At 39.2% G+C, this 22,609-nt stretch carries 19 protein-coding genes; 13 read left to right on the top strand and 6 right to left on the bottom strand.

Features of this window, described 5'->3' with window-relative positions:
- Nucleotides 1-7: 7 nt before the first annotated feature.
- The 4 genes from H5201_RS14010 to glmS all read left to right on the top strand — a co-directional run bounded on the left by H5201_RS14010 (nt 8) and on the right by glmS (nt 5,841).
- Complete coding sequence (locus H5201_RS14010; protein ID WP_182718817.1) at nt 8-2,077, top strand: winged helix-turn-helix domain-containing protein; 2,070 nt, start codon at nt 8-10, stop codon at nt 2,075-2,077.
- Between the two features lie 312 nt (nt 2,078-2,389).
- Nucleotides 2,390-3,031 (top strand): helix-turn-helix transcriptional regulator, encoded by a 642-nt coding sequence (locus tag H5201_RS14015; RefSeq protein WP_259398520.1) that lies wholly within the window; start codon nt 2,390-2,392, stop codon nt 3,029-3,031.
- Nucleotides 3,032-3,148: 117 nt separating this feature from the next.
- A complete protein-coding gene (locus H5201_RS14020; RefSeq protein WP_145240141.1) occupies nt 3,149-3,907 on the top strand; it encodes a DeoR/GlpR family DNA-binding transcription regulator in 759 nt (252 codons plus the stop codon).
- Between the two features lie 113 nt (nt 3,908-4,020).
- Nucleotides 4,021-5,841 (top strand): glutamine--fructose-6-phosphate transaminase (isomerizing), encoded by a 1,821-nt coding sequence (glmS, locus tag H5201_RS14025; protein ID WP_182734993.1) that lies wholly within the window; start codon nt 4,021-4,023, stop codon nt 5,839-5,841.
- 119 nt (nt 5,842-5,960) lie between these two features.
- Here glmS and H5201_RS14030 read toward each other — a convergent pair whose 3' ends face one another.
- The 5 genes from H5201_RS14030 to H5201_RS14050 form a co-directional block, all read right to left on the bottom strand.
- Nucleotides 5,961-7,412 (bottom strand): anti-phage deoxyguanosine triphosphatase, encoded by a 1,452-nt coding sequence (locus tag H5201_RS14030; RefSeq protein WP_182784908.1) that lies wholly within the window; start codon nt 7,410-7,412, stop codon nt 5,961-5,963.
- A 98-nt stretch (nt 7,413-7,510) separates the two neighbouring features.
- Nucleotides 7,511-7,741, bottom strand: coding sequence for an ATP-binding protein (locus H5201_RS14035; RefSeq protein WP_182784910.1), 231 nt, complete (start codon nt 7,739-7,741; stop codon nt 7,511-7,513).
- Nucleotides 7,742-7,756: 15 nt separating this feature from the next.
- Complete coding sequence (locus H5201_RS14040) at nt 7,757-7,996, bottom strand: transcription factor (RefSeq protein WP_182784912.1); 240 nt, start codon at nt 7,994-7,996, stop codon at nt 7,757-7,759.
- 195 nt (nt 7,997-8,191) lie between these two features.
- Nucleotides 8,192-8,761: a PIN domain-containing protein gene (locus H5201_RS14045; protein WP_182784914.1), complete on the bottom strand. Its 570-nt coding sequence runs from the start codon at nt 8,759-8,761 to the stop codon at nt 8,192-8,194.
- Complete coding sequence (locus H5201_RS14050) at nt 8,761-9,213, bottom strand: excisionase family DNA-binding protein (RefSeq protein ID WP_182784916.1); 453 nt, start codon at nt 9,211-9,213, stop codon at nt 8,761-8,763. Before H5201_RS14050 ends, H5201_RS14045 begins: the two co-directional genes overlap by 1 nt.
- Nucleotides 9,214-9,399: 186 nt before the next feature.
- Here H5201_RS14050 and H5201_RS14055 point away from each other — a divergent pair, with 186 nt between their 5' ends.
- The gene (locus tag H5201_RS14055) at nt 9,400-10,590 is read left to right on the top strand and encodes an alpha/beta hydrolase-fold protein (RefSeq protein ID WP_182784918.1); all 1,191 of its coding nucleotides are present in this window, start codon (nt 9,400-9,402) and stop codon (nt 10,588-10,590) included.
- A 77-nt stretch (nt 10,591-10,667) separates the two neighbouring features.
- Here H5201_RS14055 and H5201_RS14060 read toward each other — a convergent pair whose 3' ends face one another.
- Nucleotides 10,668-11,462, bottom strand: coding sequence for an AraC family transcriptional regulator (locus H5201_RS14060; RefSeq protein ID WP_182718825.1), 795 nt, complete (start codon nt 11,460-11,462; stop codon nt 10,668-10,670).
- Between the two features lie 97 nt (nt 11,463-11,559).
- Between H5201_RS14060 and H5201_RS14065 the strand changes: the two genes are divergently transcribed.
- From H5201_RS14065 to H5201_RS14100, 8 genes are all read left to right on the top strand, one after another.
- Nucleotides 11,560-12,264 carry a type 1 glutamine amidotransferase gene (locus H5201_RS14065; RefSeq protein WP_064435637.1) on the top strand — a complete coding sequence of 235 codons (705 nt, stop codon included), beginning with the start codon at nt 11,560-11,562 and terminating at the stop codon, nt 12,262-12,264.
- A gap of 362 nt (nt 12,265-12,626) precedes the next feature.
- A complete protein-coding gene (locus H5201_RS14070) occupies nt 12,627-13,229 on the top strand; it encodes a hypothetical protein (protein WP_182784920.1) in 603 nt (200 codons plus the stop codon).
- Nucleotides 13,230-13,661: 432 nt separating this feature from the next.
- On the top strand, nt 13,662-15,266 hold the full coding sequence (locus H5201_RS14075) for an ABC-F family ATP-binding cassette domain-containing protein (RefSeq protein WP_259398521.1): 1,605 nt from the start codon (nt 13,662-13,664) through the stop codon (nt 15,264-15,266).
- A 5-nt stretch (nt 15,267-15,271) separates the two neighbouring features.
- On the top strand, nt 15,272-16,423 hold the full coding sequence (locus tag H5201_RS14080) for an MFS transporter (protein WP_182718827.1): 1,152 nt from the start codon (nt 15,272-15,274) through the stop codon (nt 16,421-16,423).
- Nucleotides 16,424-16,760: 337 nt separating this feature from the next.
- Entirely contained in the window at nt 16,761-18,068 is a 1,308-nt protein-coding gene (locus tag H5201_RS14085) for a DEAD/DEAH box helicase (RefSeq protein WP_182784922.1), read from the top strand.
- A gap of 152 nt (nt 18,069-18,220) precedes the next feature.
- Nucleotides 18,221-18,757, top strand: coding sequence for an RNA polymerase sigma factor (locus tag H5201_RS14090; protein ID WP_182718829.1), 537 nt, complete (start codon nt 18,221-18,223; stop codon nt 18,755-18,757).
- A 144-nt stretch (nt 18,758-18,901) separates the two neighbouring features.
- On the top strand, nt 18,902-19,897 hold the full coding sequence (locus H5201_RS14095; RefSeq protein ID WP_182718830.1) for a FecR family protein: 996 nt from the start codon (nt 18,902-18,904) through the stop codon (nt 19,895-19,897).
- 284 nt (nt 19,898-20,181) lie between these two features.
- Entirely contained in the window at nt 20,182-22,572 is a 2,391-nt protein-coding gene (locus H5201_RS14100) for a TonB-dependent receptor (RefSeq protein ID WP_182718831.1), read from the top strand.
- The last annotated feature ends 37 nt before the right edge of the window (nt 22,573-22,609 follow it).

The raw sequence follows: 22,609 nt of genomic DNA on the forward strand, positions 1-22,609 counted from the left end.
TTTGTAAGTGGCAAATGCTATGTTGATTAAATTTGGTGAGTACTGTTTGGACACTGAAGAGATGTCTATTCAAATTAATGAGCAGTTAGTTGTACTTGAACCAAAAGTATTTGCCGTATTGATGTATTTTATTGAGCATCATGAGCGTTATATTTCAATGGATGAATTGCATGATAACTTATGGAAAGACCGCTGTGTTTCTGATGCCGCAGTAAGGCGAATTATAAGTAAACTTCGCATAATTTTGAATGATGATTATAAAGATCCTAAGTATCTTCAATCGCTCTCTAAACGTGGATATAAATTAATTTGTCCTGTATCAACAATTCCTTCCCCTATAGAAGAAAAACAAACAAGTATAGAAAAAACAGAGCACAAGAATGTTAAAAAAGCTAAGGTCTATTTTTACCTTATTGCAATAGCGATTCTTTTTCTTTCGTTAGCTTATCTTTTATTTAAATACAATGTCGATGAAGTTTCAGTTACTGCTAGGGTGGTAAATACTGTCGTCTCAGACAAAAAAGCCTTTGCAGCCTCCAGTGAAGGTCGATACATTGCATTCACTAGTAAATTAAGTCATGAAAAGAATTATCATATTTATTTAAAAGACCAGAAAACAGAGACTATAGAGGTGCTTGTAGATAATACAACCCTGCCTACAGGTTTGGTTTTCTCTAATGATGGGGAGCGCTTGTACTTTTCCGATAATTTAGGTGATATTGCTTTATTAAAGCAGATAGATCTAACAAATAAAGCGCATGGAGTAGGTACGTTAGTAGCTGATTTTTATTTCATCACAGATGTGTTTATCGACAAAAATGAAAATGACGTAATTTATTTTTCTGGGCAAAAAGATCAGCAAAGTGCATTACTTATCTATAAATTCAACTCTGAAAAAGGCTTGCTTGAAGAGATTACTTCTGTTCCTCAAAAAGGATTTCATGATAGTCGTGCGGATATTTCTCCAGACTCTGGTAAGTTGGTTGTACTGCGAATTTATTTGGGTAGTAAGCGTAATTCTATTCGAGTACACGATTTAAAGACTGGCAGAACTCTTTTTCACCATGATCAAAATACAACTATCTATGATGTTCATTGGCTTGATGATGAGCATATCATTTTATTAGATGATAAAAAGCTAGCTAAAATAAATGTTAAAACAGGTGATTCAAATATTATTATCGATAAAAACAAAGGCCTTATCGCATTAGAACGAGTAACCCCAAATACACTATTAGCTATCAGAGATAATGATATTATCAATACTCTGATAGAGAAAAAGCTGCCATTAAGTGATTTTAAAAATGTTGAAATGATTCAAAAAAAACAACCTGAGCAAGATAGTAGCATTATTGCGTATCAACCTTTAGGTAACAAAATCTGGACGGTAATAAATGAGGGAGGTGTTAGCTCCTTAATTTTTTATGAAAAAAGTAAGGTTACGAAAAAAGCAACACTAATGAGCACTGAAAACCCACTAGAGTTGCTCGGCGCCTCTCTGTCTGGACAATATGTATTATTAAAGCTTCAAGACCGCATAACAATTCTTAATACGTTTGATAATAGCCTGACATACCTCTCTAAGGCTGATGAGTTGATTGGCGATGTTACTCTTTCATTAAATGAAAAATCCATTCTATATACGCGAAAAAGTAATGGTGAATGGCAAGTATTTGAGTATGTTATTGAAGAAAAAACTAAAAACCTTATCTTTAAAGGTTACCGCTTTATTCGACAATTTGAAGGGGGATATGTATTAGGTGATAATACGGGGAGGTTATCACGGTTTGATGCGAATGAAGAAACGATGACTCCAATGCCGGTAAGCATGTCCACTGAGACAAACACGAATTGGGCTGTAATAAACGGTAAAGTATTATGGAGTAATCATAATTTGATAAATACAACCTTCTATGAAATAGACTTAAATGATGTGGATACTTCTAGCCTAAAGTCAAAAACGTTTGACTTTAGTGTGATTAGACCAAGGTTTTATGTGGACAAGGTGAATGGTTTAATTATCGTTGAAAGTTTAGGTGGTAGAACTAGTGAAATTATTTCCATTAACATTCAATAGGTTATATTTTGTTTTTGTAAAGTTATAGAAAAGTTATCTCATTATTATTGATAAAATCTATCGTGTAGCTCAAATTTAATGTGAACAATATAACTACAACATGAATTAGGGGCTACACCACGATGAATAATATATATAAGGCATCATTTATCTATACAGCTATTTTTACTTTCTTAACAGTAATATATTCCGCTGACTCGTACATAGGTATTAACACTCAAATTATTGGTAATGACTCGCCAAGTTCTTCTTGTGTCGTATTTCCTATACTCTGTAAAGATGAGTCTAAATCGAGTTTTGCATATGATAAATATGAATGAACTACATTCTAGAATTGAGCTTATAAACTCAATACATAGCTTTAATGGTTTTTTTGAAGATATAAAAAATTGTTATAGCTATGTTCAAGCAGGGTTTATTATTTTTGATTTCTCTGATTTATTTAAGTTTAATACTCATTATTTCGGTGAACTTGATGACTCTTTTTTGAATGATGTTCATTCCCGTAAGGGGTTGCTTCATTATTGCTTAAATGAAACAAGAGCAATTCAGCTTAGTGAGTTAATTGGCAGCTTTGAGTCGGTATTAATAATTCCTACGGGTTTACATAAAAATAAATTTGCTTGTCTAGTGTTGGAATTGTCAAATTTAGGCGCTGAACCTCGTAAAGTGAAAATGCTAGGGGATTATTGGCGAATTTTTTTAGTTGAAATATTTGAAGCTTATCGACGCTCAACAAATCTTGAGGCTGTAAAAATTACGCGACGTGAAAAAGAATGTATTCGTTGGGCTTCTATTGGAAAGACCTCTTGGGAGATCAGCCAAATACTCAGCATTAGCCAAAGAACCGTTGATTTCCATTTAACAAATTGTATTAGAAAGACAAACAGTACAAACCGACAGCATGCCATTGTTAAATGTATTTTGAGTGGAGAATTGCTAAATCCTCAATAAAATTTCCCTGACCAATTAAAAGCGCATATTGCGCTTTTTTTGATCTACACCTTGCCATTTTTATAGTTTCGTTTAAAATCCCATAACTTTCGAAACGAAACTTAAATGGTTTGCTTAATGACTAAACGAAACACCCAGCAACGTCGTCACCTTATTCTTACTCAAGTTAATGAGTTAGGTGAAGTAGCCGTAGATATTTTAGCTGAGCAGTTTCAAACCTCTGAAGTAACCATTCGTAAAGACTTAACAGCGCTTGAAAAAAGCGGACTATTACTGCGCCGCTATGGTGGCGCGATAGCATTGCCGCAAGAAATTGTAAGCGATGATATTGATTCAAAACGTAAAGTGGCGATTGCAAAAGCCGCAGCAGCACTAATCAAAGATCATAACCGCATTATTATCGACAGTGGTCGTACTACAGCAGCAATGATCCCTGAACTGGGTAATAAGCGCGGTTTAGTGGTGATGACTAATGCAATTAAAGTGGCTAATCGCTTATTGGCGCTGGAAAACGAGCCAACACTTTTGATGACCGGTGGTACGTGGGACCCGCATTCTGAGTCGTTTCAGGGGCAGGTTGCAGAGAGTGTTTTACGTTCTTATGATTTTGATCAGCTATTTATTGGTGCAGATGGCATTGATGTTGAGCGTGGTACTACTACCTTTAATGAACTAGTAGGCCTAAGTCAAGTTATGGCAGGCGCTGCTCGTGAAGTTATAGTGCTGGTGGAGTCAGAAAAAATCGGCCGAAAAATCCCTAATTTAGAATTACCTTGGCAGCAAGTGACTACGCTTATCACCGACAGCAACTTAGCACTCGATACTCGCCAAGCAATACAAGCGTGTGGTGTGCAGTTGATCTGCGCTGAGCTATAAATTTACAAATTCGTGTTTATTACAGGCCGACAACACCTGTGATGTTCATTTAAATATTAAACAACACATACAAACCCAAAGTTGACGCTTTGGCATGTGCAAAAGGAGAAATTATGTGTGGAATAGTTGGGGCAGTTGCAGAACGCCCAGTAAATAAAATTTTAGTTGAAGGCCTTAAGCGTCTTGAATACCGTGGTTACGACTCAGCTGGTGTGGCACTTTTAGATGGTAATACACTTAATACTGTAAAAGCAGTGGGTAAAGTAGTAAACCTTGAAAACGCGCTTGATGAAGCTGGCGTAAAAGGTACTACCGGTATTGCACACACTCGCTGGGCAACTCACGGCGGCGTGACGAAAGCAAACGCGCACCCGCATATTTCAAACAGCGAAATTGCCTTAGTGCACAATGGTATTATTGAAAACCACGCCAGCTTACGTGAAGCGCTGAAAGGCGATGGTTACGAGTTTTTATCAGACACAGATACCGAAGTAATGGTGCATTTAATTCATCAACTTCGCCAGCAGCACACCACTTTATTAGCCTCAGTTCAAGCAGCTGTTAAACAGTTTGAAGGTGCATTTGGTACTGTTGTATTTGATAAAGCCAACGATAACGAAATTATTGTAGCGCGCTCAGGCAGCCCGTTAGTTATTGGTTTAGGCCTTGGTGAAAACTTTATTGCTTCTGATCAACTTGCATTATTACCAGTAACTCGTACCTTTATCTACCTTGAAGAAGGTGATGTAGCGCGTATCACCCGTAACAGTGTGGAAATTTTTGATGTAGACGGCAATGCCGTTGAACGTGAAGTCATTGAATCAAACATCACACAAGATGCATCAGGTAAAGGTGAATACCGTCACTACATGCTTAAAGAGATTTACGAGCAGCCGCTTGCTGTACGTAACACCCTTGAAGGACGTTTAAACGACGACCGCGTAGCGATTGATGCCTTTGGTGAAAGCGCTCAGCAAATATTTAAAGATGTAAAACACGTACAAATTATTGCCTGTGGTACGTCTTACCACTCAGGTATGGTTGCCCGCTACTGGCTTGAGCAATTTGCAGGTGTTAGCTGTAACGTAGAAATTGCCTCTGAGTTCCGTTACCGTCAGTCGTTTGTACACGAAAATAGCCTGCTAGTAACTATTTCTCAATCGGGTGAAACGGCTGATACTTTAGCTGCGCTTCGTTTAGCTAAAGAGCAAGGCTATATGGGGTCAATGACTATTTGTAACGTACCAGGCTCATCGCTAGTACGCGAATCAGACCTTGCCTTTATGACCAAAGCCGGTGCTGAAATTGGTGTAGCCTCTACTAAAGCATTTACTACACAGCTTGTTGGTTTGTTAATGCTTACTGCGTCTATTGCGCAAGAGAAAGGCTTAGATCAAAGTACGATTGTTAACGCTATTAAATTGCTTCCAGCTAAATTAGAAGAAACGCTACTATTGGCTGATGGCATTGCAGACCTTGCAGAAGAGTTTGCTGATAAACACCACTCACTGTTTTTAGGTCGCGGGTCGCAATACCCAATCGCAATGGAAGGCGCACTTAAGCTTAAAGAGATTTCATACATTCACGCAGAAGCCTATGCAGCAGGTGAGCTTAAACATGGTCCATTAGCATTGATTGACGCAGACATGCCAATTATTGTTGTAGCACCAAACAACGAATTGCTTGAAAAGCTTAAATCAAACGTAGAAGAAGTCCGTGCTCGCGGCGGCATCATCTATGTATTCGCTGATAAAGACTCACACTTTGAGTCAGACGAAACCATGCGTGTGATCAACGTAAATCATGTTGATGACGTGATAGCGCCAGTTGTATATACAATCCCACTACAGTTACTTTCGTACTACGTAGCGGTCATTAAAGGCACCGACGTTGACCAACCTCGTAACTTAGCAAAATCGGTTACAGTTGAGTAAGAAAAAGCGCGCAAGCGCTTTTTTTGTGGGTGAACAATAAAGTTTCACCCCATACAATAAAGTATCATACTGGTTATTTTCTTAATGGGTCCAATTTTCAAAAGTTGGACCGCCTAAAACTATAGATGGTCAAAGATAGAGCCTTTGCTAGGAGTGAAAAGCTTTTCATAGTACTTTGTTGCATATTCGTCTGTCATTCCAGAAACGAAATCACAAATTACCCTCATTTGCTTACGCTTTACTAGGTCTTTAACTGATAGTCTCTCTTGTTCTTCTTTCGATAGCCCATCAAGTACTGATTTGGCTGCGTTTTCCCAAATTTTTTTAGTTTTGTTGGGTAGGAACCTCTCAGGATCTGTTGCCAATACCTCGAAGAGCTCAATTATTAGTTTTTGGCCCTTGAACTCAAGCTGTTGGACATTTTCATTGTTGATAACAAGCTTCTTAACCAAATCAAATATTGCTTTCATTAGGTTCTCAACATCGCAAATGAGCTCAACATTCAATCTTAAGAGAGGCTCTAAGCATTGGGAGTCATTTTCGACTATTTGGGTATTACTAATCATTAGGTTTACTAGAGAACCTATAGCGTCTTTGCGTGTATAGCTTGACTCAAAAAGATCTTTTGTAATTTTGTCATACGCACAATCTGGTCGCATGGTACTAATTTTCGCAAATAACTCTTTTCTTTGCCTGCCACCTACTTCTTCTTCAAAGTAGCGCTTCCAATCACTTTGACGGATAAGTTCCAGAGACAAGGCATCTTCAAAGTCATGCAAACTGTATGAGATGTTATCTGCTAGATTCATGATTGAGCAGTCTAATGATTTATATTTTGTAAGTTTATGCTCGGTTTCTGGAGAACGGCGATCCTCATCATTCTTTGGCTTGTATTCCATGCTTGCAGTAAACTTTTCTTTCTCTTCCTGTGAGAAAGGTTCGAGGATGAACTCTACAATGTCTTTATCATCATCATGATAGCATTTTGGCGGTTTTTGTTTCGCGGCTTTAAATAACCAGTTCGGTGTGTCTTTAGTCTTTGCATCATAAGCCATGTCATTAAGTAAAAAACTATATGCTGCCGGATATTTCAATACACCAAGTAGCATTCTGCGTGTTGGGTTTAAGCCATATCCTTCAAGATATTTATCTAAAGTCCCAAGAATTCTTAAAGTCTGTCCATTTCCTTCAAATCCACCATAATCTCTCATACAGTAATTTAAAGCTACCTCACCGCCGTGTCCGAATGGTGGATGCCCAATATCATGTGCTAGACAAATAGCAGTGATTAATTCTTTTGGTGGTAGCTTATTGGCGTTTTCTACATTTTTCTTACTCAGATACTGTACGATCCCTCTTCCTATTTGTGCCACTTCCATAGAGTGAGTTAGCCGAGTCCGATAGAAGTCGCTTTCCCCTAACCCTAGTACCTGAGTTTTAGATTGTAGTCTCCTAAATGCCGATGAGTGAATTAACCTAGCTTCATCTCTGTCGTATGCTTCACGATGGTCGTCGGCTCTGGGTGACTGCTCTATTCTACGCTCTTTCCAAATTTCTTCTTCTTGGCTCATAGTTCCACCATATTGTTCCTTGATTTTAAAAACGTGTATTTGCAAGTTTTCTTCTTTTGGCTGACTAAAGTGCATTTATACAATTAGTCAATTTGAGTCTAGTTGCCCTTAAAATAGGTTGACGCTTTATCATAGTGAATTCCATGACCATCGTCTTTAATATGTATACCAGATAGTCCTATATCATCAGCATCTACTAAGACTTCGACTTTGTTGGCATCTGCATCTACTGCATTCCATACTAATTCAGATATAGCATTTAGAGCGTTGGCCTTGGATACCTTATCTAAATGATCTACCTGGACTTCTACTTGAATTTGCTTGTTCATAAACCTTCCTTGAAATTAAATTAGCTCTGTATTCAAGCCTGTGGCCTTAAGTCTTGCGGTCAAATTTCGCATTTTACTGAACTCTGTGCCCTGACTTTGCTTTAACCCCATTTCCTCACAAAATTCTTTCGCCGTGATGTGCTTTAACTCATCAGCAAATTTAATCATTTGTAGGTGAAGCTCAGCCGTGTACTGGTTACGAGGTGCTTCAGCAAAAGCCTGTTTTATTTGCTTGAAAATCGCTTTATTAGACATTGATAAGGATTAGATTTTAACCATTAAGCTAAATTAGCTAAATTAGCTAATTTAGCAATGATATGCAAAGACTATCGTCAGAGGGTCTCACTAGCGGCTATTTTATGATCGTGAATAAATGGCGTTTTTCTTTTTTCCTTTAATCAAATAGGAGTTCAATCACTGCAATTTTGCTTATTTTAATGAAAGCCATAACTAAAGCATCAAACTAAAGCGTTTTAGTTTTGATACAAAGCTTGGTAGTTTTTGTCTTTGTAAACAGGCTAAAAACTCTTCTTGCGTCATGGGTGGCTTTTTCAATGAACTTCGTTGCTGTTGAGCGGCTTTTACGCAAGCGCTGCTATCTAATTCGAACATATCACATAAGAATTCATCAGGGTGGATCGCTGTTAAACCGAGCGGCTCAAGTTCTTGTGTTGGGAAATCTTTTAAATTAAAAGTAATAATCGATTCTGCTTGGCCTTTAATGGCTGCTGCAACTACATGTCTATCATCTTGGTCGGGTAAGCATAGTCCGTTAATTAAAGGCTCATAGCCTTCAACTAAACAATCAGGAACGTTAGCATTCATGAGCGTTTTGATTCTTTCAAGTGCTTTATGCTCAATACTTGGGTTGTTCTTAAGTAGGTTACGAGTCCATTCATCATGTATTTGCTCTGTCCATCGAGCTCGGAATAAACCTGTATTGGCTAAATACATCAAATAGCTACGAAGTGGAGCGGGGTACATAACACATGCATCTAAGATTACTGTATAGGATGACATTAATAGCCCATATCCATTTCTTGGTCTAAAGCTGATAATTCAGCAAGTGATGCTAAACGCTGCTCTTCTAAGCGCTGTTTATATTGCATAAGATCGGCAAAAGCGACTTTCCTACGATTTCCCGTGCGAGTAAATGGGATTTCTTGTGAATCAAGTAGTTTTATAAATGTTGGGCGTGACATATTTAGCATATCAGCACCTTCCTGTGTTGTTAGTTCTGCATGAATAGGGGTAATGCTAACGGAGTTGCCTTGCCCTAATTGAGTAAGTACTTCGATCATCATATTTAATGCGCTTGCAGGAATTGTTACTTCGTGAGATTTACCTAGCTTATCAACCACATTAATTCTTTGCGCCTCACCATTGGCTTGTATAACAGCTGATAGCTCTTGGCTACCAAGCTTAGCGAGTGCTATTTCTTCAGCACTGGGTAATTTTGTAGCTGTGTTCATTTTTCTCTCTTACTATTGACGAGTACAAATTGTGCAATGACGTAAGTATCCGAAATATTCGCAACAATGTCAACATTCGAAATATTCGAAAATAAAACTAAAGACGATAAATAGCGCTTTATGCGCTTTTTTTGTGCCTGAAACTCTGTTAGCTTAAATAACTCATTATTCTCTAAGGGATTAGTTATGCGCTTAATCACCGCTCTGTGTTTTTTTAGCTTTTTTGTTTTTAGTTCACAAAATACCTTTGCACAATCTAACACTAAACAACAAAGTACAGATTACTCTGTGCACACGCATACATTTAAATCGGCTGTTCTAAATGAAGAACGCACAGTTGTTGTACAGTTACCAAAGAGCTACCAAGCTGAGCCAAAGAAGGTATATCCTGTTGTTTATCGCTTAGATGGAGCGGGTAATATACCGCTTGCCAGTGCTGTTATTGAGCGTTTACAAAATGATAATCGTGCGCCTGAGGTTATTATTGTCGCTATTGAAAACACTAATCGACTTAGAGATATGTATCCTACCGTGAACAAGGAGCCACAGGGCCCAGTTGGTGAAGGGGGCGGTGCTGATAAGTTTTTAGCGTTCTTTGAACAAGAGCTCATTCCTTTAGTTAATAAGAATTATCGTACGCATAATTATAAAGTGATTTCTGGCGCATCTGCGGGTGGTGTATTTGCGTTATATGCGTTGCAGGCCAAATCTGAGTTATTCCAAGCGCATATTGCTTATAGCCCTGCAGTTTGGTGGAACTATGGCGCATCGGTAAAAAGCACAAAGTCGTTTATAGCTAAAACGAAAGAGCTTAACAGTTACGTTTACATCAATATTGGCGAAGAAGCCGGCATCATGCGCGAAAGGTACGATGAATTGCAGCAAGCTATACAATCGCATAAAGTGCAGGGGCTACGCTTCTTTAGTGATGCGTTTGATGGTGTGTCGCATAACCTGACTTCCGTTGCTGGGGCATTTAATGCCTATCACAACTTATTTTTACCTAAACAAATGCCAATCAGTGCTTTAACTGACGATGTAGCGTCTATTGATGCTTATTATCAAAACTTATCTCAACAATGGGGTGAGCAGATATCGCCCCCAGATCGCGCTGTTAGATCACTCGGTTATAACTTAACGGGCAGCAAGCAGTTTACCCGTGCTATTGAGGTGTTTAAGTACAATATAAAAAACCACCCCAAATCAGTCGATGCGCTTTCAGCTTTATCTTATGGCTATGAAATACAAGGTGATACTCGCCAAGCTCTTGAAAAGGTGGAATCTGCTTTAGCGATTGCAGACGGCTCATACCCTTATGTAGATTACTTACAAGATACACGCATTCGGCTAGAAGCTCAGCTTAATAAAAACCTGTAATACAAGCAGGTACTTAATTTTTCGATATTTTATCGATAAAAAGTCCTATTATGCATCCAGTAGTTCTAAATGATTTTTTAAATTTTCAACGTTAAGTTATGAGCTAAGCTATCGCGACGATATTTACTCGGGGTCTGATTAAATAATTTCTTAAATGCGTAAATGTAAGCTGAATCAGAGGTATAGCCTAACTCTAATGCAATATCTTGAATCGACCTCTTTGAATCCAAAAGTTGTAAAGATAAAACGAGTCTTATATTTTGCCGCCACAATGAGAAAGATTGATTAAATTCTTTTGCGCAAACTCTCGATAAAGTGCGTTCTGATGCCCCTACTTTTTTAGCCCATTCTTTTAGCGTGAATGACAAATCAGGTTGTTGCTTGAGTTGTTTGAAAATTGCTAGCAGGCGTTTATCGGTTGGCAGTAATAATGGGATGTCATAACTATTAGCCATGACAGTTTGATCTCTGAGCACGAGTAATAAATGAGTAGTATTGGATTCTGATTGTTGGCTCATATCATTTTCAAACAAGAGCAATATGAGCTGTTTAATGAATGGAGTTACAAGGCAGGATTTAGCTTCACTTGCATACTCTACCCATACATCAGGATTAAGATAAACGGCTAAAAACTCAGTATTCGTGACTGCTACAGATTTATGAGACGTGTTTGCGGGTATGTATAGCATTGCATTGTGAGGCACGATTATGCTTTTACCACCAATGCTTGATTGTAGTAAACCTTTAAATGGGAACACTATTTGATGCCATGGGTGTGAGTGAAAATCATCAACGTAACCAGCAGGCATATGAATTGTTTTTGTTATTAGCTGTTTATGAGTATAACTTTGGATTAGCTCGTTAGCTTGCATGGTGGCGGTTTATCGATGTTTTGTGTCTGTTAGTATAAAACGCATAGCTCTGATTTAGTATATCATCGTGAGCCTCTGTTATTTAAAAGGCAAAAAAATGCATATTCACTTTATTATCCATGAGTATTTTGAAGCGCCAGGTGCATACGAAACTTGGGCTAGAATGCAGGGTTATACTATTAGTTATTCTAAGGTGTATGAAGGTAGCCCTCTGTTAGATGCGATTAAAGATATTGATATTTTAATTGTAATGGGTGGCCCTCAAAGTCCTAATACAACAATTGAACAATGCCCTTATTTTGATGCAAAAGGTGAGCAAGCCCTAATCTTAAAAGCGATTGCTGCTGGGAAAATTGTACTTGGCGTTTGTTTAGGGGCTCAGTTGATTGGTGAAGCATTAGGTGCTCATTATGAACATAGTCCTGAGCGTGAGATTGGTAAATTTCCAATTACTTTAACACCAGCAGGTTTAGTGCACCCCTTGTTTGAGCACTTCGATAAAGTGTTAGAAGTCGGTCATTGGCACAATGATATGCCGGGGCTGACACCTGATGCAAAGATCATCGCATATAGCGAGGGCTGCCCAAGGCAAATCGTTGCTTATAATGAGCGAGTATTTGGTTTTCAATGTCATATGGAGCTAACTAAAGAGGTTGTAGCCTTGCTAATTGAGCATGATGATCTTAGTGAAACTGCAAAATACCGCTTTGTTGAGGAGCCAGAAGTATTACTTGCTCATGACTATGATGCTATGAACCAAAAGATCTATTTATTTTTAGATAAATTAGTAAATACCTATTAGCTCAAAAGTATGTGCTGCGCTGCCTGTTTCTATCGTTTTTCTCTAACCTGAAGTCAGATAGAGTTACTTTAGCCGTCGTGCTATGGTTTTTATTTAGCTAAATCAATGAACAACTTCGCTTCGTTCTAACTAGTGGGCCGAATATTTTCATCAAAGCCATTTTTAAAACCACTAATCCCTACAGAGTAGCTAATAAACGTGCCAGAAATACAGGCTTTTTTCGTCATGGCTACAATGTATATATGGCGATATCTGTCTAGCAAAATGATTTAGGTAAAGTACCCAAAATAAGTCCTAAACTAATAAGTAAGTCAGCCGATACAGAAATACTTGAATGCAGAACAACTAAAAAAGGAACTTTTATGACAATCAATTTTAATATTCATCAAGCGGTAAGTCTTACTACCACAAATCAACCCAAAGCGCCGATAGCTCCTCAGCAGCAAGTGACAGATGCTAAAAAAGAGGTAGAGGCAGAACCAGAAGCGATTGCTGCATTTACTGGCGAAGCACAAAAAAGCTCACCCTATAGTGCGCTGCTTAATCCTGAAGGCTTTGATTTTAGTAATATGTCGATCAATGAATTCAAAGGGATAGTTGATGCGGTGAGAAAACTTGAGTCGGACACACAAAGAGCAAGCGGTAATACAGAAAGCCTCAGAGGAACATTTTGGGATGATGTTATGGGTGTAAAGGGCTCTCTTGAAGGGATCAACTTCCAGAACAGAGGTTTTTCTTCAAGTGATAAAATCGATATAACAGCATTTTTTGAACTTGGTGTTAAGGAAGCACAACAAATGCGAAAAGAGCACCCTCGCTCTTTTAGTAAAGTTGTTGGATATGCGAAGTCTGCTTTATCAACGGTAGAAAAATTAACCTCAGAATCTTTTATTAAAGAATATCAAGCAAAGGCCGTTGAGTTCTTAAAAAGTCAAGATACCCCATTGATAAAAACACAGGCCTAGCATTGGTGTGAGCTTGTATGTCTTATTTTAAAGTAAATTAGCAAAAATGAACCGGGATCAACCAAAGCCGGCAGTTGTAAAAGAGGCATACTTTGGATACGTCGCAGCTCAACTATTGACCGAAAAAAGATATTTAGCTAGAATCCGCACTATTCAATTTTATAGTTATCTGTAATGTTTTACATCTTATTCAAGAACTTTGTCAGGAGGCTTTGCTCCGCGCACTATCACGATGAAGTGTTGCTCGGAGCTTGATGTTTTCTGAATCTTCATCAGGTATAACGTGATCCCTCTAAAATAAGGGAGGGGTAGTTGTATCTGATCATTACAGAAAAAGGCCGACGATGAACTTCATCGTCGGCCTTTTTTGTTTTTGATGGTTAGAAAAAATCATAAACAAAGTTTCGATGATTCTTGAAACGAGGGGCCGGTATGTCATATACCGCCCCTCGTTTTTTTGGTGTAAAAACAATGAGTTTATTAAATTTAAAAAGTGTTACTTACCACATTGGTGATAAAGCTTTATATCAAAATGCTGAGTTTACTCTTTTAGCTGGTGAGCATGTTGGTGTAACCGGTGCAAATGGTGTAGGTAAAAGCACCCTACTTAAACTGCTTCAAGCAGAGTTATTACCTGATGAGGGCGATATTATTTGGCAACCTGCAATTAAAATTGGCTATCTTGATCAGCATGCTCAAATGAATGATTTGCTCTCGGTATATGATTATTTGCGAACAGCATTTTCTGAGCTGTATTTACTCGAAGCGCAAATGTTAGATATTTATGCTTGCTCAAAAAAAAGTACTCAGCAAAGCCAGCTTAATCGAGCTGCAATGATCCAGACAAAGTTAGAAAGTCAGTCATTTTATGTGATCGATAATAAAATTAATGCTATGGCTGAAGGGCTCGGGATCACGGCATTTGGAATGCAGACTCAACTTGCTAAATTAAGTGGTGGACAGCGTCATAAGGTGATGTTGGCGAGGATATTATTACTTTTACCTGATGTGCTTTTGTTGGATGAGCCTACTAACTATTTAGATGTTATACATATTAAGTGGCTAACAGAGTACTTAAATGAGTTTGAAGGTGCGTTTATGGTGGTTTCACACGATCAAGCCTTCTTGAATAGTATCGCAACTAATATATGCGATATAGATAGACAAACTATCCGAAAATACAAAGGTAATGTGGCAAAGTCTATGGCTCAGAAAGCCAATGATGATGCGGCTTATATTAAGCAATACCAAGCTCAAAAAAAGCATATCGATAAGTTGGAGCTGTTCATTGCAAAAAATGGAGCTGGAGTGAATGCCAGCATTGCTAATGGGCGCAAAAAACAACTAACACGTATCGAACGGCTGGTGCCTCCTAAGCAAAATAAGCCAATAACGTTTATGTTTAGAAGCTCAACCTCTAATGCGCAAGAGATGCTTAAAACATTGGATCTGGTAATTGGTTACTCTAGGCCATTATTGCCAGCGATTTCTCTTACTATTATGCGTGGCGAAAAAGTGGTGATTACAGGTTTTAATGGTATTGGTAAATCAACGTTATTAAAAACCTTAGTCGGAGAATTAGCACCATTATCGGGAGTGATTGCATTATCACCTGTTTTGCAGTTGGGTTATTTTGAGCAAGAGTTGTATTGGTCTTATCCTGAAGCGACACCGGTAAATTTGCTCAAATCGGTGTGCGATGGGTTGGATGATAAGACCGCAAGAGAGCAGCTTGCGCGTTTTGGTGTGGCGGGGAAATTAGCAATACAGCCCATTGAATCGCTAAGTGGTGGTGAGCAAACTAAAGTAAAGCTATGTTGTTTAGCATTAAAACCGACTAATTTATTAGTGCTTGATGAACCGACAACACATTTAGATATGGAAGTAAAAGCTGCACTTAAACAAGCCTTGATGGAATACACTGGAACAGTGATTATCGTTTCACACGAGCAGAGCTTTGTTGCTGATTGGCCAGACCGAATAGTGGACATTCAATCTATTATTAATACCCAATATGCAGAAGTAGTGAAAGGTTAAATGCTATGTTATTAAAAATATTATTATTCTTTATTGCTTTTTTAGTGGGCGCGGATGAACTGATGCTAGGGCCAATCTTGATTCCAATCGGTAACGATTTAGGAGTTGAGCCAGAGCGGGTCACTTTATTTATTACAGCTTACAGTGTGGCTTTGGCAATGGTTGCACCTGTATTGGGAGCATTATCTGATCGCCATGGTCGTTTGTGGGTGCTATTACCTGCGGCATTGCTATTTGGTGCTGCGTCGATTGCGACCGGATTAGTAGATACATTTGAATGGGGATTAACGACCCGAGTACTTACAGGGCTTGCCAGTGCAGGTATGCTACCTATTGCCTTTGCAATTGCCGCTGATTCTTCAGGTGCAGATGCTGTAAAACGGATTGCTTGGGTTCAAGCTGGCCTTACTCTGGGTATGATAGCGAGCCCTGCAGTGGGAGCTATTTTAGCTGAATGGCTTTCTTGGCGCGCTGCATTTATCGTTCTTGGAGTTTGTGCTTGGTGTGTAGCTGCTTTACTTGGAATACTAGCTGCTAACAAATTACCAGTTGAAAAGGTGAGTCCACAAAACATAAGTAAAGAGCAACCTGTTAAAATATGGGCGATTCCAGGTGCGGCAGGCGCCTTGCTTGCTATGTGCTTTGGTCTCGGTGGCGGTATTGGTTTGTTTAATCTTATTGGCCAGCACTTACGTGACAGCTTAAATGTATCAATGTGGTTAGTGGGGAGCTTATATGCCATTTTGGGGGTAATAAGTGTGATTGGCAATATGTTGATGCCCCGTTTGATGCAGCGTTTTGGCAATGGACGTCAAATAATGAGAGTTGCTTTGATTGTATGTTTGCTTGTTAGTGTCGGGTTTTATTCTTATCCCACAGAGCATTGGGCTATTCTGCTTTTGTTGTTAGCGTTTTGGTCGATGGCAGGTGGGATCGGATCGCCGGCCTTACAAAGCTATATCGCTGAATTATCGGTAACTCATCGTGGCGTATTAATGTCTATGGGAATCACCATGATGCATATTGGTGTCGCTATTTGGTCTGGAATCGCAGGGTTTGCTTACAGTTTTGGAGCAATAGGAATGGTAATTCTTGCTACCTTATTATTCGGAATGGCCATTGTCGTGTTGCGCCCTATTAGCAAAGCCCAAAAGTAAGCATGATATTCGCTGGAGTTAACATAAATAAAGATCAATAAACTTAATCCAGCTCCGCTCTAAAGGGGCTGGAATTTCAAATTACTGGCTTACAGATTTTATTTTGCAACAAAGCTTGGGAACATAGCCAAATACTTTGTTTAAAAAGATTATTCTAAACATAATAATAAAAGCGCGGGATAAATCCGAGTTTACAAAAATCACAAACCTGCTCGTAATTTGTAGCTCGAAGCGCTCAGCTGTTACCTAAACTACATTTAAATCACTAATCTCTACTTAACGGGCAATAAATACGCTAAAATTGCAGGCTATTTTTAGTAATGAGCCCGCACCTTTTATGACCTCAGCCGCAAATCCTAGTAATTTCAACGAACTTGGCCTTATCCCAGAGCTAATTGCTCGATTGTCTGATCTTGAATACACCCAGCCTACGCCGATTCAGGCAAAAGCAATTCCAAGTATTTTGGCGGGCAGTGACTTAATTGCAGGGGCGAATACCGGCTCAGGTAAAACAGCAACGTTTGCATTGCCTATATTACAAAAACTCTTTTTAGAGCAAGGTGCTAAAAAAGCTGCTAGCAAAGGTAATTTTGTAACAGGGCTGATTTTAGTGCCAACGCGAGAGCTGGCAGTGCAGGTGGCTGATAGTGTTAAGTCGTATTCTGCAAATTTTAATGGCGCAATAAAAACCGTTGCGGTGTTTGGTGGGGTGTCGGTTAATACGCAAATGCAGGCATTACGTGGCGGCGCCGATATTATCGTGGCAACCCCTGGGCGGTTACTTGATTTGATTTCAAGTAATGCGATTAAGCTCGATAGAGTCAGCACCTTAGTGCTTGATGAAGCCGATCGCTTATTAAGCTTAGGCTTTACCGAAGAGTTGGCTAGTTTATTAGCGCTTATGCCTGCTAAAAAGCAAACCATGTTGTTTTCTGCGACTTTCCCAGAGCAAGTTAAGCAATTAACCCAAGAGCTGTTAACTAATCCGGTTGAAATACAAGTTCAAAATAAAGACGAAAGCACCTTAGTACAGCGCGTATTTACGGTTAATAAAGGCGAGAAAACTACGGTTTTAGCGCATTTAATTAAACAGCAGCAATGGCGCCAAGCACTGATTTTTGTAAACGCTAAAAAAGATTGTGAGCACTTAGCCAGTAAGCTCGAAAAACGTGGCGTTAACGCGCAAGTATTCCATGGCGATAAAGGCCAAAGTGAACGTACTCGGGTAATCGAAAAGTTTAAAGATGGCGAAATAGAAGTACTAATAGCCACGGATATTGCCGCCCGTGGTTTAGATATTGCCAAACTGCCAGTAGTGATTAACTTTAACTTACCGCGTAGCCCTGCTGATTACATGCACCGCATTGGCCGAAGTGGCCGTGCTGGTGAAGTAGGTTTAGCGTTATCACTGATTGATTATGAAGACTTTCATCACTTTAAAATTATCGAAAAGAAAAACAAACTACGCCTAGAGCGTGAAGAAGTAACAGGCTTTGCCGTAAACCAAGCCAACCTTGATGCCGCCGAGGCGCTTAAAAATGACAAGCCAATGGCCAAGCCTGAAGGTACTGGTAAGAAAAAGAACAGAAATAAAGCCGATGATATAGATGATGCATGGAGCGGCTGGCGAGGCAAAGGTAAGTAATGCCAAAATAGTTAAATACATAAGCATAAGTGGGTAAGCTACTGTTGCTTATGTATGGCCTTTAATTGCTGGAGTTCTTTACATCTGCTAATGCAAAAAGTTATTATTAGCGTTTATTGACGAAACATTGCATTTAAGGTGAGTAGTAGACCTTGGCTTCATTTCCTTTTCAAACCTTAGCACAAGCCGTTGAGACTTATTATGGTGAGCTTGTAAAACACATTCGCTTGCGTGCGGGTTCTGTTGACGTTGCAGAGGAAGTCGTTCAGGAAACATGGCTACGTGCTGTTAATACGCATATTGAGTTACCCAGTAACCCAAAAGCTTACTTATATCGCATGGCTAGTAATCTGCTGGTAGATCAATTTCGTCAACAACAAACAGCCCAGCAGTGGCAAGCGCAAATAGTGTCGCCTCAAGAGCAAAGGCAATGTGAGCAAGTGGCTTGCCCTTCCCCTACACATACTGATGTATTAATTTCTAAACAACAACTGGCTGTATTAGAGCAGGCCATAGCCGAATTACCAGACAAATGCCGAGAAGTATTTATACTGTATCGCAGGCAAGGACTAACAATGCGAGAAATATCGCAGATATTGGGTATCAGTATTAAAACGGTTGAAAAGCACATTGCAAAAGCTATGGTTCATTGTCGTCAATGCTTGCGAGAGGCGGGGCGACAGGTTTGAGTTTTTTTATTTATTCACCCATTTTAACGATTTTTAACTACGCATTTATCAAGTTGGTCAACCAAGTAAAAGTTATTTTTATAATAAACTTTCTGATTGGTATTTGCTTTTTGTTAAGTTGTATTTTTGTAAGGCTTAATCAGTATGGTTGAGATGGCAAGTAAGTATACAGCTGAGATACCGGAGGCTATCTTAGAGCAAGCTTCAGTATGGCATGCCCGCATGCACGACAGTGATCTTCAAGAATCACAAGGCTGTCAGTTAAAAGCACAGTTCAATACTTGGCTACTTGCAGACCCTTTACATCGGGTAGCATACGATGATATGAGTTCGTTATGGGATGTACTGACGCACTCGGAACTATCTGAAAACGATTTAATATTAGAGCCAACCGTTCAAAAAACCTTCATTAAGCGTGTATCACGGCCATTTTATGCAGCCGTTGCAAGTGTTGCGCTTTTTGTTGCTATAGCAGGTGTTGGTTGGCAACAAAACTGGCCGCTGCGCTTACAAAGTGACTATTACAGTAACGTTGGTGAGCAAAAAGTTGTGCAACTGGATGATAATAGCGAAATTATCCTTAATACTAATAGCGCAATTAAAGTTAATTATACCAAACAGTTACGGGAAGTGGTATTGCTTCAAGGCGAGGCTAGATTTAATGTTGCTAAAAATAGTGAACGCCCTTTTGTGGTAAATACAACACAAGGGACGGTCACTGTTACTGGCACTCAATTTAATGTTAGTTTGTATAGCGACTCAGCCACTGTCAGTCTGTTTGAAGGAAGCGTTGCACTGACGTCGAATCAAGCTAGAAAACTTAGGAAAAACTTATCTGCAAATCAACAAGCTAAGCTTTTTTCAACGGGCATTGGCGCCGTTAGTGAATTTGATGCAGCAGTGGTTAATGCTTGGCAGCGTGGGCAGCTTGTTTTTTATAGCGCTGCGCTTAGTGAGGTTGTTGCTAAACTGAATCGTTATCGTAAAGGGAAAATAATTATTACTGATGATTCAGTTAATAATTTGCAGATTAGTGGTGTGTTTTCTATTAATGACCCCGATGCTGCGTTGGAAATGATCACTGAAACCTTAGCGTTAAAACAAACTCGCCTAACTGATTATTTAGTCATGTTGCACTAAAGAACCTGAGCTTCGAATAATAAATTTATCTCCGGCTTGAGAGTAAAACGAATATTAATACAATAAATTAATGTGTGAGTGAATAACTTGACTAAAGATCAGGTTAAATAAGCGTTAGTTTTTCTCCTCTTTCTTACCTTTCAAATAGCGCACACCCTAGTTAAATTCTTTCTGGCTGTAATAGCTGCATAATTTTTTTTAACCGCACTGGGGGAAAGTGTGAGTGAGATACGTCTTAATTGTAGGTGTAAATTATTCGTATTACTTTTACTAAAGGGCGCTTAATGGATTTTCGTGTTAATAAACGTATTGGGTTGTTTTCAATACTAACCTTGGCGTTCATAGCCAGTCATTCACTGCAGGCTAATACTGCAGTTAAACCGCAAGTTGAAAATACTGCTCACCAGCACGCAGCACGCTATCAATTTGATCTTGAAGCTAAAGTATTGTCAAAGGCTATTACTGATTTTTCTGCTATTACTAACGTTCAGGTTTTATACACGGGGATACCGACAGCACAGTATATGTCTGCTGAAGTTAAAGGTGATTTGACCCCAGCTCAAGCGCTTAATGTTTTATTGTCTGGCACTAATATACGTTACCGGTTTGTCACTACAAATGCGGTAACGTTAGAGAAAGTAAAGGCCAAAACTAACAGTCAGCCGTTGTCTTTAGGGCCAATAACGGTAACGACTGCTGCAGGATATTCTCAAGAAATCAAAAATTCACCGGCAAGTATTAGCGTGCTTTCAAATGATACTCTGGAAAAGCGCCCGTTTAGTTCTTTACAAGATATTACTAATGAAGTGCCAGGTGTTAACGTTGTTGGCTCAGGTGCTAATAGTGGTATATCAATTAGGGGCATGCCTAAAGGGTACACATTGGTATTGGTTGACGGAAAACGCGTTCGCTCAGAAACAGCTAACCCAAGAGAATTAAATAATGAAGATCTAGATAGCAGTTTCATACCACCGGTATCAGTTATTGACCGTGTTGAGGTTGTTCGCGGGCCCATGAGCTCGCTATATGGTAGTGATGCTATGGGTGGGGTAATTAATATTATTACCAAAAAAACGCCTGAAAAATGGGGCGGCAGCGTAGGGTATGGCTTTCAAGCGCCTGATAGTGGTGTGATGTCGAATAAACGCCAAGCGGATTTTTACTTATCTGGGCCGATTATTAAAAACACTATGGGTGTTTCTTTATGGGGTAGTGAAATACTGCAAGATGAGGATAAATATTTAGGCGGTTACCAAGAATCTCAAAAGCGTACTTTAGGCGGTAAGTTAAACCTTATAGCCAATCAAGATACCGATTTAACATTTGATTTTTCAACCTCAAAGCAGCGTTATACCAGCAATCCTGGTGGCGTGTTAAAACAAACAAGTCGGTCCGCTGTTGATCGAGAGTGGACACGAGACTCTTGGGGTATAACCTACAATAAGCGTTTTGAGCTGGGTGATTTAGAAGTCAAATATTACCAAGAAAGTTATGAAAGATATCGTTATCCAAAAACTTACGAATTTACCACAAGTTCGGAAAATAAAGTTGCCGATGCGCGCTTTTTAACCGGTTTTGGTCGTCACCTTATAACTACGGGTTTGCAGTGGACTAACGATGAACAAGCCAATAGTGATTTGGGCGGAGGTCATTCAGGTAGTTTTGGCACAAGAAAGGTCACTGATTGGGCTATTTTTACTGAAGATGAGTGGGAGCTTATTAGCCAAAAGTTATATTTAACGTTAGGCGCTCGATTAACTGACAATGAATTTTTTGGCAAACATACTTCCCCACGTGCTTATTTTGTTTTTAATTATAGTGAAAACTTAACTTTTAAAGGCGGTATTGCAACGGGCTATAAAAGTCCAAAAATCACTCAAATTGATGAAACTACGGGCTCATCACGCGGCGGCGGTAATGATCAATTTGTGATCATGGGTAATCCAAACTTAAAACCAGAAAAAAGCACCAACTATGAGGTTAGTGCTATGTATAACAACAATAAAAACCTGAGTTTTGGCACAACTTTTTTCTACAACGATTTCACCAATAAAATACTCAGCACGCAATCTTACTACTTTAGTGATGGCAATGACGGCGTTATTGCAGCGTATTGCGACTCTGGGAGTGTCGGTTCGCAGGAATGTCCAGCTTGGGCTACGTGGCTTAATGCTGATGGAGCAACAATTCAAGGTATTGAGTTAGAGGGAAATTGGGATATAGCTGAAAAGTTGGCGCTGAAAATTAACTATACCTATACCGATTCTTCCATAGATGCCAGTAATGTTGTTATTAATACACCTGCAGGCGCGCGCCCTTTTGGCGATACTCTGGCGCAATTAGATGGTAATTCGTTAGTTGGTGTTCCTGATCACACCGGTTCCGTTGTCCTTAATTATTATCCAACCGATAAGTTATCTAGTTACATAAGAGCGAATTATGAAGGGCAAATTACCCGAGTTGATTTTGATCGTAACTCGGTTGATAAAAGTGAAAAAGATTTAGCGACTTTAGATATTGGATTGAGTTATGACGTTAATAAGTGGCTTAGTCTAAATTTCACAATTGATAATTTTACAGATGCAAAGCGTTTTAAAGTACGTGAAGACACTGGCGCTTTTAGGTTTTCAGAGCGTGGACGTAGTTACTTCATGAACATGAAAGTGTTGTTTTGATTACGGCTTATAGCGAGTTGGAAAAATGATTATGGCT

The sequence above is a fragment of the Pseudoalteromonas sp. SG43-6 genome (genome assembly GCF_014164365.1).
Taxonomy (GTDB): Bacteria; Pseudomonadota; Gammaproteobacteria; order Enterobacterales; family Alteromonadaceae; genus Pseudoalteromonas; species Pseudoalteromonas rhizosphaerae.

What these genes read in the sequence shown, in the direction of transcription:
- H5201_RS14020 (WP_145240141.1), top strand. Translation starts at nt 3,149, where the DNA reads ATGACTAAACGAAACACCCAGCAACGTCGTCACCTTATTCTTACTCAA.
- glmS (WP_182734993.1), top strand. Translation starts at nt 4,021, where the DNA reads ATGTGTGGAATAGTTGGGGCAGTTGCAGAACGCCCAGTAAATAAAATT.
- H5201_RS14070 (WP_182784920.1), top strand. Translation starts at nt 12,627, where the DNA reads ATGACAATCAATTTTAATATTCATCAAGCGGTAAGTCTTACTACCACA.
- H5201_RS14050 (WP_182784916.1), bottom strand. Translation starts at nt 9,213, where the DNA reads ATGAACACAGCTACAAAATTACCCAGTGCTGAAGAAATAGCACTCGCT.
- H5201_RS14095 (WP_182718830.1), top strand. Translation starts at nt 18,902, where the DNA reads ATGGTTGAGATGGCAAGTAAGTATACAGCTGAGATACCGGAGGCTATC.
- H5201_RS14015 (WP_259398520.1), top strand. Translation starts at nt 2,390, where the DNA reads ATGAATGAACTACATTCTAGAATTGAGCTTATAAACTCAATACATAGC.
- H5201_RS14030 (WP_182784908.1), bottom strand. Translation starts at nt 7,412, where the DNA reads ATGAGCCAAGAAGAAGAAATTTGGAAAGAGCGTAGAATAGAGCAGTCA.
- H5201_RS14075 (WP_259398521.1), top strand. Translation starts at nt 13,662, where the DNA reads ATGTCATATACCGCCCCTCGTTTTTTTGGTGTAAAAACAATGAGTTTA.
- H5201_RS14085 (WP_182784922.1), top strand. Translation starts at nt 16,761, where the DNA reads ATGACCTCAGCCGCAAATCCTAGTAATTTCAACGAACTTGGCCTTATC.
- H5201_RS14055 (WP_182784918.1), top strand. Translation starts at nt 9,400, where the DNA reads ATGCGCTTAATCACCGCTCTGTGTTTTTTTAGCTTTTTTGTTTTTAGT.
- H5201_RS14100 (WP_182718831.1), top strand. Translation starts at nt 20,182, where the DNA reads ATGGATTTTCGTGTTAATAAACGTATTGGGTTGTTTTCAATACTAACC.
- H5201_RS14065 (WP_064435637.1), top strand. Translation starts at nt 11,560, where the DNA reads ATGCATATTCACTTTATTATCCATGAGTATTTTGAAGCGCCAGGTGCA.
- H5201_RS14080 (WP_182718827.1), top strand. Translation starts at nt 15,272, where the DNA reads ATGTTATTAAAAATATTATTATTCTTTATTGCTTTTTTAGTGGGCGCG.
- H5201_RS14045 (WP_182784914.1), bottom strand. Translation starts at nt 8,761, where the DNA reads ATGTCATCCTATACAGTAATCTTAGATGCATGTGTTATGTACCCCGCT.
- H5201_RS14060 (WP_182718825.1), bottom strand. Translation starts at nt 11,462, where the DNA reads ATGCAAGCTAACGAGCTAATCCAAAGTTATACTCATAAACAGCTAATA.
- H5201_RS14035 (WP_182784910.1), bottom strand. Translation starts at nt 7,741, where the DNA reads ATGAACAAGCAAATTCAAGTAGAAGTCCAGGTAGATCATTTAGATAAG.
- H5201_RS14040 (WP_182784912.1), bottom strand. Translation starts at nt 7,996, where the DNA reads ATGTCTAATAAAGCGATTTTCAAGCAAATAAAACAGGCTTTTGCTGAA.